Below are 14,514 nucleotides of genomic sequence, written 5' to 3' on the forward strand. Positions count from 1 at the left end.
GTTTAAATATTTTTATGTTAAATCCACAGGGAGTAAAAATCCATTGTAAATTAATGCTTACTTTACTTCCAATTAAGTATTTCTATATTATTATACTTTTTCTTTGCATTTATAAGATAAGGCTTACCTACCAATTTAAATAAGGGTAAATCAGCTAAAGAATCTGAAAACATATAAGACGCCTTAAAGTCTACTTTTATATTTTCTTCTTTTAAAACTTCCATAAGTCTCCTTACCTTTTCTTCTCCCTTACAATTTTGCCCGATTATTTTTCGTCTATAGGCTCCTTGTTTAAGTGTAAATACAGTTCCAATTACTTTATCTACTTCTTTTATATTATAAAGTTCTTTTAAATAAAATTCTGCAGATGCAGATATAAGATATACCTTATATCCTTCATTCTTTAATTTTTTCATTGTATTTATTGCATCTTTGTATAGTATTTTACTTAACTTTTGGTCATAAAACTCTTTTACATATTTCTGCATTTCATCCTCAGTTATGCCATCTATGAACCCTATAAATATTTCTTTAGCCTTTCCTGCCTGAAATATTTTTAAAGCATAAAAAAGTCCAGATATAACTATTTTAGGAGCATGAAATATAAGAGAGGGTTTCTTCTTAATCATAAATTTATAAAATTGTATTAGCGTTTCTTTCTTTGTAAGTGTATAATCAACATCAAATATTGCCAACTTTTCCAATATACCACCTCTTTTATAAGCTGTATTATTATATTATACTATATATTTTGTGATTTTTTATAATATATTCACTTTTTATTTATTATAATCTTATAAATTACATTATTAACTATATAAAATTTAAAATAATTTAACTTTATTTTAAATAATTACAAACATATGTATATAATCATTTGTAAAATTATTATTAGTTATATAGCTAAAATCCATTATGTTTTTAATCATATACCTAATAACAATTACCTAAATATAGTAAATATAAACTTCATGCAAATTAATCATTTGCTTATATTATATGCATTACAATAAAAACTACTAAATCTAAAAAGAGTCTCTGAAATAACAGAGACTCCCTTTATAATATTATTGTAAATTTTCGTAGTAAGCAGTTACTTCTTCAAATTCTTTTTCATCTGGGTTAACAAGTTCAACTTCATCCCCTTGACCTTCTTCTCTGAATAAGTATACTGAATTATTTTCTGGATTTTGTACTAATGCATATACGCTGTCTTTATATTCAAATTCTTCTATTACTTCACAAGTAACAGCATTTCCATTTTCATCTTGTAAGTCTACAAGAATTGTATCACCGCATTCTTCATCTTCGCATCCGCAACCACAATTATCCTCATGGCTATCTGTACAACCGCAACCGCAGTGATCTTCATGGTTATCACCACAACCACAACCGCAAGTATCTTTTTCTATTTCTTCTTCGTGGCCACAACCGCAACCACAACTATTTATTTTTTCATCTTTCATAAAATCTCCTGATAATAATTACCAGGATCTTCACCTCCTTTTTTCCTCTGTTCTAATTGTACCCTTAAACAAAGTTTTTTAAAAGAGTTTTTTTATTTTTCAACTAAATTATTTAATAATCATTATCATTATATTTATATTTTCAAAATTATTTCTATTAAACTCATAAAAATATACCAAGCAAATATATAATATCTACTTGGTACTACACTCTTTCTATTTCTTCTTCATTTCTTTATTAATTTTCTTGAAACCTTTTTCTACACTATCCATCATATTGTTTACTGCTTTTTCTACTGTTCTTTTTTTCATTTTTCTTCCCATAACTTTCATCTCCCTTCAGAGGAAGTTATAGAATTATTTTGTCCATTTTTTATTTTTATATTCTATTTATAATTTACGAATACTTGCCTATTTTTTATTAATTTTACGAACAGAATTATTGCTAAAATCAAAAGTATAAAGCTAAAAACAGTGCCTATGAATGTAATCGTCTTTATCATAGAAATATCTATACTAAATTTACTGGCAATAGATAGAAATTCTCCTTTGAAATTTTCTTTTATAGAATATACATATCTAATCCAAAGTACTGCTACAGAAGTTGATAGTGGAACTAATCCCATTGCTATATAGTAACCCACTTTCTTCCTGCTTTTTATTCCTGTAAGCCCTAAGTATATAGGAAGTATAAATAATATAGGAAACATATATCCTAAAAATTGAGGAGCCAACCCTAAAAACAATGCACTAACTAAAGCATAGTAAAATGATACTTCTCTAATCACTTTAACGTCTTTCAATATTTTATCATCTTTGACTATTTTACTTTCTCTAGCCATTTTATCTTTTCTAACTATCTTAGCCTGTTTCATTTAATCACCACACTTATTTTTGATTTTTAGCTATAATCCTTAAAGTACTTATTGCTGAAATAAATATAATTAACCATACAGTTATCATAAATATTAATCCTGAACTAGACATATTATACCTCCTTATAAGGGTTTTTACACCCTTATATAATATTATTTATATTATACAAAATCCTGTTTGTGAGCTTTCATTATAGCATTATATGTTATAACAAAACCTATAACAAGCACTGTAACCAATACTACCCTTGCACCATTAACCCAAGGAATTAAATTTGGGAATTTTTCAACAAAGGATGGCACTACTTTAAAATATCCTTCCTTTATATAGTCCATAGTAGACCCTATTAATACAACTATCATTATAATTGGAGTTACAAATTTAACTATAACAGAATAGAACCATCTTGGTACCTTTATATAAGCCCCTCTATTAGTTTCTTCTAAAGATTTTTCTGTTCCAAATAACCAACCTGCAACTATAACCTCTATGAGCCCAACAACTATTAATAAATAGCTACCAACCCAGTTATCTAACTCTGATAGATATACAAGTTCAGAAGTTTTAGTTAAAATTGGTTCTAACATTACAGGGAGACCAACTATCATGTATAAAAAGAATACCGCAATTGATGCATTTTTTCTTGACACATTCATTTCTTCTTCTAATATAGCAACAACATAATTATACATTGCTATAGCAGATGTTACACCGGCAAAGAAGAACATAAAGAACCACATTGTTCCCATGAATTGCCCTCCACCCATAGCTCTAAATATATTTGGAAGAGCTATAAAAGTAAGTCCTACTCCTGATTGCAATCCATCCATACCCATAAATGCATAAGTTATTGGTATAACTATAGTACCACCTAATATAACTTCTGCAAATTCATTTAATGATACTGTACATAATCCTGAAACAACTAAATCATCATCTTCTTTTAAATATGAAGCATAATTTTGAACTATACCCATACCTATAGATAAAGTAAAGAATATCTGACCGCAAGCTGCTAGCACTGTTTTAAAATTTAGCTCACTCCACCTTGGTGTCCATATATAACTAAGTCCTTTTAGAGATGACCATTCTGGTTTAACTGGAGAACCTAAAGTAATAGCTTTGAAAATTAATAAAAATCCAAATATATATAATAGCGGCATTAATACTTTCGCCCATGCTTCTATTCCTTTTTGTACTCCTCTTGCTAAAGCAAACCCTAAGAATGCTACTGATATAACCCAAAATACTATAACTTTTTCTGGTGATTGAATATAATTTACAAAAAATTGTCCTGTAGACACACTCTTATCCATATATCCGCCTGTAATTGAAAGTACACTGTATCCTAAAGACCAACCTATAATGTGCAGATAATAAGAATTAACTAAGGTAACAACACCTATGATAATAGCCCCACATATTGAACCTAATATTGCAGACCCCTTAGGTCCCAACTTTTCTTTTGATTGAAGATAAATCATATGTCCTACTGTTCCACGCCCAATTTTACCTCCATAACGTCCTTGCATCCATTCTATTATAATTATTGGAATACCTAATAGAAGTAATGCAGCAATGTATGGAACCATAAAAGCTCCCCCACCGTGTTTAGCTGCTTGATAAGGAAATCTCCAAAAATTTCCAAGACCTACAGCATTACCTGCCATTGCAAGAATAAGTCCTAATTTAGATCCCCAATTCTCTCTTTTAGCCATTTTATTTCCCTCCTTATTGAATTTTTAATACTATTATTTATTCACTTATGAAGTTATATTTATGAATATAATAGCAGATTATGTCGAAAGTTGCAAGAACATATTTTTTAACTTACATTTTTTTGATTTCTAAGTAATATTTCGATAATTGAATATAATGTAAACTTTTTCTTCATCAAGTATACGTATTCAATCTCTATCTTTTCATATTTTCCTTATATTCATTCCACTTAGATATTATAAAAAACATACTTTGTTAGCTTAATATGTATATTGAAAATAATAAATTATGCATTTATATACTTCATTCCCATTATATTTCACTTTTTACATTTATTAATAAAATTTATACACTCTATTAATAAATTAAATACAAAACTTTACTTTGATAACTTTACTATCATCCCTTAAATTTTCAATGTTCAATTCATCTAGTTTTATTATTAATACAAATAAAAAAATCTTTATTATCATAAAAATTATGATAATAAAGATTTTAACCACAGATACTTTAAAGCTTACTTTTTTACATAAAATTAAATAAGAGAGCCTTAAAAGACTCCCTTATTATTTAAAGCTATTATTTATTAGCCATTTTCTTGTAGTTTTCTAATCTTTCTTTAGCATCTTGTTCTGTTTTTACAAATAATGCTTCAGCATCTTCTGGGAATTGTTTAGCAAGTGATGCATATCTTACTTCTCCCATTAAGAAGTCTCTAAAGCTTGCTTTAGGTTCTTTTGAATCTAATGAGAATCCATTTTTTCCTGCTTCAGCTAATTCAGGATTAAATCTATATAATCCCCAATATCCACAATCAACAGCTTTCTTTTCTTCTAATTGGCTGCAACCCATTCCTGCTTTTAATCCATGATTTATACATGGAGCATAAGCTATTATTAATGATGGACCTGGATATGCTTCAGCTTCTGCTATTGCTTTTAATGTTTGGTTCTTGTCTGCTCCCATAGCGATTTGTGCTACGTAAACATAACCATAAGTCATAGCCATTGCACCTAAGTCTTTTTTCTTAGTCTTCTTACCTGATGCTGCGAATTTAGCTATAGCTGCAGTTGGTGTAGCTTTTGAAGATTGACCACCTGTATTTGAGTAAACTTCTGTATCAAATACAAATATATTTACGTCTTCTCCTGAAGCAAGTACATGGTCTACTCCGCCGTATCCGATGTCATAAGCCCAACCGTCTCCACCAAATATCCAGTGTGATCTCTTAACTAAGAAATCTTTATTTTCATAGATTTCATTTAGTAGTTTGTCGCTTCCTTTTTCTTTTCCTACTAATTCTATAACTTTGTCTGCTCTTTCTCTAGTACCTTCTCCTAAATCTACATTGGTTAACCAATCTTCTAAAGCAGCTCTTAATTCTCCAGATATAACTGTTCCTGTCATATCTTTTTCTGAACAATCTTCTGTTCCTATTGCACAGCTTTGAAGATCTTCTGCTGATTTATATCCTAATACAGCTTTTACGTCTTCACAAACCTTATCTCTTACTTGTTTTACTCCAAGATACATACCCATTCCAAATTCAGCATTATCTTCAAATAATGAGTTAGCCCAAGCTGGACCGTATCCTTTATGGTTTGTAGTATATGGAGTTGATGGTGCTGATGCTCCCCAAATTGATGAACAACCTGTAGCATTAGCTATCATCATTCTGTCTCCAAATAATTGAGTTATAAGTTTAGCATATGGAGTTTCTCCACAACCTGCACAGGCTCCTGAGAACTCTAATAATGGTTGTTCAAATTGGCTACCCTTAACTGAGTTTTTCTTCATTGGATTAGCTTTTGGAGATACCTTCATTGCATATTCCCAATTCTTATCTTCTTCGATTTGAGAATCAAATGGTTTCATTATTAATGCTTTTTCCTTAGCTGGACATACATCCGCACAATTTCCACATCCTGTACAATCATATGGGCTTATAGCCATTGTGAAGTTTAATCCTTTTGCTCCTACAGCTGGTTTTGATTTAAATCCTTCTGGAGCATTTTTAGTTTCTTCATCATCTAAAAGAATTGGTCTTATAACTGCATGTGGACAAACATATGAACATTGATTACATTGAATACATTTATCTACTTGCCACTCTGGAACGTTTATAGCAATTCCTCTCTTTTCATAAGCAGCTGTTCCTGATGGGAATGTACCATCTTCCATTCCTTTGAATGCACTTACAGGAAGTTTGTCTCCTTCTTGTCTATTCATTGGTTCAACAATGTTTTTGATAAATTGTGGATTTTCTTTAGCTGTACATGAATCTTCGCATTTAGCGTCTTTCCATGAAGCTGGAACTTCTATTTTAACTGTAGCATTAACACCTTTATCTATAGCAGCATTGTTCATATCAACAATCTTTTGACCTTTTTTACCGTAGTTAGTTACAACAGCGTCTTTTAGGTATTTAGCCGCGTCTTCTACTGGTATAATGTTTGCAATTTTGAAGAAAGCAGCTTGACAGATCATGTTTATTCTTCCGCCTAAACCTATTTCTTGTGCTATTTTAACAGCGTTTAATGTATAGAATTCTATATCATTTTCAGCAATGTATTTTTTCATTGAAGCTGGTAGATGAGTTTCTACTTCTTCTGGGCTCCAGATAGTATTTAATAAGAATCTTCCACCTTTTTTCAATCCTTCTAATACATTGTATTTATATACATAAGATTGATTATGGCAAGCTACAAAATCAGCTTGGTTGATTAGGTATGGTGATTGTATAGGTGATTTACCAAATCTTAAGTGAGAAATTGTTATACCACCAGATTTTTTAGAGTCATATGCAAAATATCCTTGTGCATACATATCTGTATGGTCACCTATTATTTTTATAGCACTCTTGTTAGCTCCAACAGTACCATCTGATCCTAATCCCCAGAACTTACATGCAGTAGTTCCAGCTGGAGTTGTGTTTATAGCTTCTGCATCTTCTAATGATGTATTTGTAACATCATCTACTATACCTATAGTAAATCCATCCTTTGGTTCATCTTTCTTTAAGTTTTCATATACACTTAATATGTGTGATGGATAAGTTTCTTTTGAACCTAAGCCATATCTTCCTCCAACGATTGTTGGTTGCCATTCTTTTCCATAGAACGCATTTTTAACGTCTAAGTATAATGGTTCCGCTAAAGCACCTGGTTCTTTAGTTCTATCTAAAACAGCAATATTCTTAACTGTTTTTGGTATATATTTAAAGAAGTGTTCTAATGAGAATGGTCTATATAAATGTACTGTTAATAAACCAACTTTTTCTCCCTTAGCCATTAAATAATCAACAACTTCTTCTACAGTATCACATACTGATCCCATAGCTACTATTAATCTTTCTGCATCTTCTGCACCATAGTAGTTGAATAGGTGATATTCTCTTCCTGTTAATTTTGAGATTTCTCCCATGTATTTTTCAACTAATGCAGGAAGTTCTTCATAATAGTTGTTAGATATTTCTCTTTCTTGGAAATAAATATCAGGATTTTGGGCTGTACCTCTTATAACTGGGTGATCTGGATTTAAAGCTCTTCTTCTGAAAGCTTTTACTGCATCCATATCAACTAAATTTTCTAATTCATCATATTCTAAAACTTCTACTTTTTGAATTTCATGAGATGTTCTAAATCCATCAAAGAAGTTTATGAAAGGAACTCGTCCTTCTATAGCTGTTAAATGTGCAACTGCTGATAAATCCATAACTTGTTGTACACTACTTTCAGCTAATAAAGCTAGTCCTGTTTGTCTAGCTGCCATAACATCTTGATGATCTCCAAATATATTTAGAGAATTTGCAGCTAATGCTCTAGCACTTACATGAAATACTCCTGGTAAAAGTTCTCCAGCGATTTTGTACATATTAGGGATCATAAGTAATAAACCTTGAGATGCTGTATAAGTTGTTGTTAATGCACCTGCTTGTAATGAACCGTGAACAGCACCAGCTGCACCAGCTTCAGATTGCATTTCCATAACTTTTACTGGTTGACCAAATATATTTTTCTTTCCTTGAGCTACCCATTCATCAACATGTTCTGCCATTGGTGATGAAGGTGTTATTGGATAAATAGCTGCTACATCTGTAAATGCATATGATATATATGCTGCAGCAGTATTACCATCCATAGTTTTCATTCTTCTCATAGAAAATTCCCTTCTTTCCCTTTAATTTATATAAAATTCGCGGAATAAATCCGCAAAATAATTAACAATTTGTACAATTTTGCCTTATAAAACTGTAAAATTTTACTTTTTTCTTCAAAGTTAATTATCAATATACACCAAAAATTTTTATATGTAAAATCCTTTTCAGTGTTTATGCATAAAATACCACTTTAAAGCATAAAAAACATTTTAAATCGCAAAATTTCAAAAACTCTTACAAGACACATTATAACATTAATATGTTTTTATGCCACTATATAAAAGTAAAATATATAAAATTTTATATAATGGTTATACATACTTTATACATTCTTAATTTCGCCAGCACTGGTAAGACCAAAAACCACATGATTAAGTAACAAATTTTTAAAGATCTCATTATGATGTATGAATTTTTATCTTTAAAAATTTGTTGCTTATTTTTATTATAATACTTAAAGAAATAAATTCAATGGTATATTTTTAAATATTTAACCGTTAAAGGCTAAAATAACCAAACAATATATGTATATTAACATTTAATAAATTTATAAAATTATTATTCTGTATTTAACTTAATATACATTATTTTTTGAATTTATTAAACTAATGCAATATTATCGTGATGCATCTTTAATGTTTTGTGTTTATATTGTATATTTTTTTATCAATTCTGTTATATTTTTAACACCATTATCCATTTTACTTTTGGACATATTATTTATATAAACATTTTTATTTTCATACAAATAATTTAACTTTTCTATTAAAGTTTTATCTGAAACTTCTTCTTCTTTTAGCACTAAACTATATCCACTTCTTTCGAAAGATGCTGCATTTAAAATTTGATCTCCCCTACTAGATTTTTTAGACAAAGGTATTAACAGATTTGGTTTTTTCAGTGCTAAAAGCTCATATATTACATTGGCTCCTGCTCTTGATATTACCAAATCTGCGGCTTTCATTAAATGAGGTAAATCTTCATTCACATACTCAAATTGGGTATAGCCCCTTCTATTTTCTAAATTTTCATCCAAATTAGACTTTCCGCAAATGTGTATTATATTGAATTTTGAAAGTATCTCATCCAAATTTTTTCTGACTATTTCGTTTATAACCTTTGAACCTAAACTTCCTCCGATTATTAAGAGAATTGGTCTATCTTCTTTAAATTTGCATAAATCTACAGCCTTACTTTTACTCCCTTCTAATAATTCTTTTCTTATTGGAGTACCTGTTAGTACTGCCTTATTTCCTTTTATATGCTTTACTGACTCAGGAAAAGTAACACATACCTTTGTACAATAAGGTGTAGCAAGTTTATTTGCAAGTCCAGGAGTTATATCTGATTCATGGGCTATAACTGGTATCTTATTCAAATGTGCTGCTATAACCACTGGAACAGTTACGAAGCCTCCCTTTGAAAAGATTATATCTGGTTTTTCTCTCTTAATTATTTTCTTAGCTTGAAACAATCCCTTCAATACTTTAAATGGGTCTGAGAAATTTTTCAAATCAAAATATCTTCTTAACTTCCCACTAGAAATAGGAAAATATTCAATGCCTTCTTTCTCTATAATTTGTCTTTCTATTCCTTGTATACTACCTATATATTTAATTTCATATCCCATTTTCTTTAATTCTGGAACTAATGCTAAATTTGGAGTAACGTGTCCTGCTGTTCCCCCACCTGTCATTATAATCTTTTTCAAAATTATATTCTCCTTTCTTGAATTTGTTATATATTTTATTTTTAGTCATATCTATTATATAAAAATAAAGTCCAATATTAATAATACTATAAATATTATTTTTTCAAATACTTTTTAATTATATATAAATTATATTTTTTATATTATAATATATATAATTTATTATTGATTACTATATTACTTATTCAATATACTACTTTTTTATATCAAATTGATAATATATAATAATTTTAATTAGGATAATGATAAGAAGTTAACAATATTTTAAAATAAATATGTTTTATATAAATAACAAAAGCCTCATTTAATTGTAAATTTTATTTACTTAAATAAGGCTTTTATATTTTAGTTTATGTCTGAAAATTCTATATGTATCTTCTTAGAAATATTACTATGTATAACAGTTTTCTCTGATTTAGGGCATGATTTATCCATATTTTTATTTATTTTAACAGTAAATGTAGTACCTTTTCCTACAGTACTATCAACCTTTATTTCTCCACCCATAAAATCTACAATTTTTTTTACTAAGGAAAGCCCAATACCTGTTCCTTCCGCATTTCTTGATAATGAACTATTTACTTGTGCAAATCTATTAAAAATACAATCTATTTTATCTTTAGGTATTCCTATTCCTTCATCTTTTACTATCAATTTAAAGCTATCCTTGTAGATTGCAATGCTAACATATATAGATTTATTTTCTTGAGTAAATTTTGCAGCATTAGATAATAAATTTAATAATATTTTTTCATACTTCTCCTTATCAATACAAACCTTTTCCTCTTCTTTTGTAGTATCAAATATTAAATTTATATTTTTACAACTAGCATAATTCACTATGGAATTAACTATATTTTCCGTTTCTAATACTATATCAAAATATTCATTATTCAAAGTCAAAAAACCAGCTTCTGCCTTTGATATATCTAATATATTATTTATAAGTTTTAAAAGCCTTGATGTGTTCTGATTTATTCTTTTTAAAATCTTATCGATATTTGAATTTATGTCCTTAGAATAAATATCATAGGCTAATTGTAATGAGGAATAAATTATTGTAAGAGGTGTTCTTAGTTCATGGGATATTATTGTAAAAAACTCATCTTTAAGTTTGTTTACCTCTTCTAATTCTATATTACTTTTAAATTCTTCTGTTACGTCTGACCCATGTATATGAACTCTTTTTTTATTTTTAATTTCATGATAAATATATTTTATTTTATAAAATCTCTCTTCCCCTGAATCTAGAACAAACTTTGTAGGAGAAAATGTGTGTTCTTTTATTTCGCCTTCTTTCATGTCTTTTAATACTTTTAGCTTTTCATTAAATTCTTCTTTTGTAAATACTTCTTCTACAGTATGTCCATACAGGTTACCTTTTATTTTCTTAGTGTATAATCTTTCTACTAATTGCTCATACCTTTCATTAACTAATTTATATGTTAAATTAGGATAATCTAATACAGCTAAAGGTAATTCTACACAATCCACTACATATTTTATAAACTCTGCTCTCTCTTCAACAGTTATTTGACTTTCAGTTAAGTCTGTAACATCTTTTACGCTAGATATAGTATAAGATATTTCCCCATTTTCATCTTTAATAGGATTGCTGTTATACTCTATGTATCTAACCTGATTACTATCCTTTTTTACTAATTTCAATAATATAGTATCTACTCTTCTTTTATAGTCCAGATTAACAGTCTTTATTTCATATTTAGTATTTTTAACGTCATCCAATGTGTATATATCATATTGGTTAATTACATCCTTAATATCTCGTAAATGTTTAACTTTCATTCCAGCTATTTGTTCAATAGCTTTATTGCATAATATTAATTTTGAATTCTTATCAAAAACCATTATTCCTTCTGAGATATTATTAATTACATTATTAAGATATTTTATATAAGATAATTGTTTTTTAGTTAAAGCTTCTATAATTTCACTTTTATTTCTTATTTCTTCTGAGATATTTAAAATTTCTTTTTTATCTTTCTGTATACTTTTTTTATATATACATTCCTTGGTAATATCCCTTAAATTTATTAATGCGCCCTTATGGGTTCCCTCTAAATTTATAGGTATTACATCTAAATTAAAATATATATTTTTCCCACTAATATTGGTAAGCATTAATGTAACTTCTTTTATCTCCCTTTGCTCTTTAAGTGCTATAAAAACAGGGAAGTTTTTTTCTGTAACTAATCCACCATCTTTAAACTTTATTTCATACTCATTTAGGCAATCCATCAATGTTTTTTCTTCTCCTGGCTGTAGCTTGGAACTAGATTTTCTTTTTAATTCCTTACTTAAATCTAAAGCTACATTATTTACATAGATTAAATCGTACTTATCATTTACAATATAGCACGCATAAGGAATACTATCAATTATACTTTTTATTGTACTTCTATCTTGCAAAAAAACACTTCCTATTGCTTCCATAATTCCTCCCTATTATTAAAATCATTTTTTATAGTGTACTCTCTTTTTATCATATTAGTCAATAATTAAGTTAATATCCATTTAAAGTTTATTCACAATATTTTTAATACACATATTAGTAAACATTAAGAAACATATTAGTATGAACTAACATGTTTCTTAATTAAATTTATTCCATTGTCCAAATCCACATGAAGATTTAGTTTTTTTAATTAGTGTTTAAACTAGATTATTCTGTAGTCTATCATTTTTAACTGCACACACACATTGCCATTATACTCATTTATAATTGGATAATATATTAAATCTAATTTCAAACCTGCTATAAGAGGATTACTCATAACATTCTCCACATTTTCAACTCCATATATGTTCTCTAGATCTTTTTTAAATGATTCCACTTTTCCAAAGGCCATAGCATCTATTCTTTTATTTGCGCCTTCTACTCTACATATTAATTTTAACGTATTTTTATCTTTACCTAATACCCTAATCCCCTCTACTTTTATATTTTTTTCTGCTAATACTGGAGAACTATTTCCTTTTCCAAATGGTTCTAAACATTGAAGATTATCTATTAGTTCTAAAGTTACTTCTCTTAATGGAACTTTTTTATCTATTCTAATTTTAGGAATAAAATCTTCATCTTTCAAATCACAATTTCCATTTAACTCATCTCTTAGCTTATCTATGTTTTTTTCTTCTATACTAAGTCCTGCAGCCATTGGATGTCCTCCAAATTTACATATGTATTGTTTGCATTTCATAAGTTCTTCAAAAAGATTATATCCATCTATAGATCTTCCTGATCCTTTTGGCATTTCTTTTCCTTTAGTCAAAACTATTGTTGGCCTATTATACGCATCTTTTATTCTTCCAGCCACTATACCTGCTATACTTTCGTGTATATTTTCTTTATAAACAACTAATACTTTATCTTCTTTTAATGCTGAATTTTCTATGGTATATATTATTTCATCTACCCCTTCCATAGTAAGTTCTTGTCTCTCAGCATTTAAATTTCTTAATTTCTTCGCCAATTCTTCTGCTTTTTTTACATCCTTACACAAAAATAACTCTACAGATAATGCAGCTGTGTTTAATCTTCCTGTAGCATTTATACAAGGTCCTATTACAAACCCTACATTGTAAGAAGTTATATTCTTGCCATCTAAAGAAGCTTCTTTTATAAGAGCTTTTAAACCTAAATTATTTGTATTATTTAGACTCTTTAAGCCTAATTTGGCTATTATTCTATTTTCATCTTTTAAATCTACTACATCACATATAGTTCCTATAGCAGCAAACTGTAACAAATCTTTATATTTATTAGGATTCATATTTAGTTTTTCATATAAAAGCTTTGAAAACTTAAAAGCTATTCCAGCCCCACAAAGCATTTTAAAGGGATAATAGCAATCCTTTTGTTTAGGGTTTACTATAGCATCTGCTTTAGGCACAACATACTCTCTTTCTCCATTTTCACATTCTATAAATGGTAACTCATGATGATCAGTAATTACTACAGTCATACCTAATTCCTTTGCTCGTTCTACTTGTTCTAATGCAGCTATGCCATTATCGCATGTAATTATAACTTCTACCCCTTCTTCTTTTAGCTTTTCAACTCTATCTGTACACATTCCATATCCTTCTGTTTCACGATCTGGTATATAATAAATTAAATTAGCTCCACATTCTTTTAAAGCTGTATATAATATTACAGTACTAGTGACACCATCTGCATCATAGTCTCCATAAACAGCTATTTTCTTTTTATCTATTATTGATTTCTTTATTATTTCTGTACCTTTATCCATATCCTTCATTAACAAAGGATTATAAAGATTTTCTAAAGAAGGATTTAAAAATTCTTTTATATATTCTAACTTAAATATATCTCTGTTAACTAATATAGTGCATAAAGTTTCACTTATACCTGCCTTATGTGCTATATCTTTTATATTCAATCTGCTTCTTCTTAACATCCACTTTTTTTCCAAGACACACACCTCTTCCTTGCTAATTATACCATTAACATTAATATTTTTGTATTAATTTTACTTAGTATTGATTTTACATCTTGTTGTAAATATTATATAATAATCATTATTACATTAAATTATATT

At 28.4% G+C, this 14,514-nt stretch carries 8 protein-coding genes; all 8 read right to left on the reverse strand.

What is annotated here, in order from left to right:
* Positions 1 to 62: 62 nt before the first annotated feature.
* The 8 genes from NGI68_RS05865 to recJ all read right to left on the reverse strand — a co-directional run bounded on the left by NGI68_RS05865 (position 63) and on the right by recJ (position 14,388).
* Entirely contained in the window at positions 63 to 704 is a 642-nt protein-coding gene (locus NGI68_RS05865; protein ID WP_251860555.1) for an HAD-IB family hydrolase, read from the reverse strand.
* 363 nt (positions 705 to 1,067) lie between these two features.
* The gene (locus tag NGI68_RS05870; RefSeq protein ID WP_251860556.1) at positions 1,068 to 1,466 is read right to left on the reverse strand and encodes a DUF1292 domain-containing protein; all 399 of its coding nucleotides are present in this window, start codon (positions 1,464 to 1,466) and stop codon (positions 1,068 to 1,070) included.
* Positions 1,467 to 1,852: 386 nt separating this feature from the next.
* Positions 1,853 to 2,341, reverse strand: a complete 489-nt coding sequence (locus tag NGI68_RS05875) for a hypothetical protein (RefSeq protein ID WP_251860557.1) — start codon at positions 2,339 to 2,341, stop codon at positions 1,853 to 1,855.
* 162 nt (positions 2,342 to 2,503) lie between these two features.
* Positions 2,504 to 4,060: a sodium:neurotransmitter symporter family protein gene (locus NGI68_RS05880; RefSeq protein WP_251860558.1), complete on the reverse strand. Its 1,557-nt coding sequence runs from the start codon at positions 4,058 to 4,060 to the stop codon at positions 2,504 to 2,506.
* Between the two features lie 580 nt (positions 4,061 to 4,640).
* Complete coding sequence (gene nifJ / locus NGI68_RS05885) at positions 4,641 to 8,219, reverse strand: pyruvate:ferredoxin (flavodoxin) oxidoreductase (RefSeq protein ID WP_251860559.1); 3,579 nt, start codon at positions 8,217 to 8,219, stop codon at positions 4,641 to 4,643.
* Between the two features lie 647 nt (positions 8,220 to 8,866).
* Positions 8,867 to 9,931 carry an undecaprenyldiphospho-muramoylpentapeptide beta-N-acetylglucosaminyltransferase gene (murG, locus tag NGI68_RS05890; RefSeq protein WP_251860560.1) on the reverse strand — a complete coding sequence of 355 codons (1,065 nt, stop codon included), beginning with the start codon at positions 9,929 to 9,931 and terminating at the stop codon, positions 8,867 to 8,869.
* A 345-nt stretch (positions 9,932 to 10,276) separates the two neighbouring features.
* Positions 10,277 to 12,385, reverse strand: a complete 2,109-nt coding sequence (locus tag NGI68_RS05895; protein ID WP_251860561.1) for a PAS domain-containing sensor histidine kinase — start codon at positions 12,383 to 12,385, stop codon at positions 10,277 to 10,279.
* Positions 12,386 to 12,609: 224 nt separating this feature from the next.
* Positions 12,610 to 14,388, reverse strand: coding sequence for a single-stranded-DNA-specific exonuclease RecJ (gene recJ / locus NGI68_RS05900; protein WP_251860562.1), 1,779 nt, complete (start codon positions 14,386 to 14,388; stop codon positions 12,610 to 12,612).
* Positions 14,389 to 14,514: the final 126 nt, after the last annotated feature.

Origin of the sequence: Clostridium sp. Marseille-Q2269 (genome assembly GCF_943736985.1) — a bacterium.
Taxonomy (GTDB): Bacteria; Bacillota; Clostridia; order Clostridiales; family Clostridiaceae; genus Clostridium_F.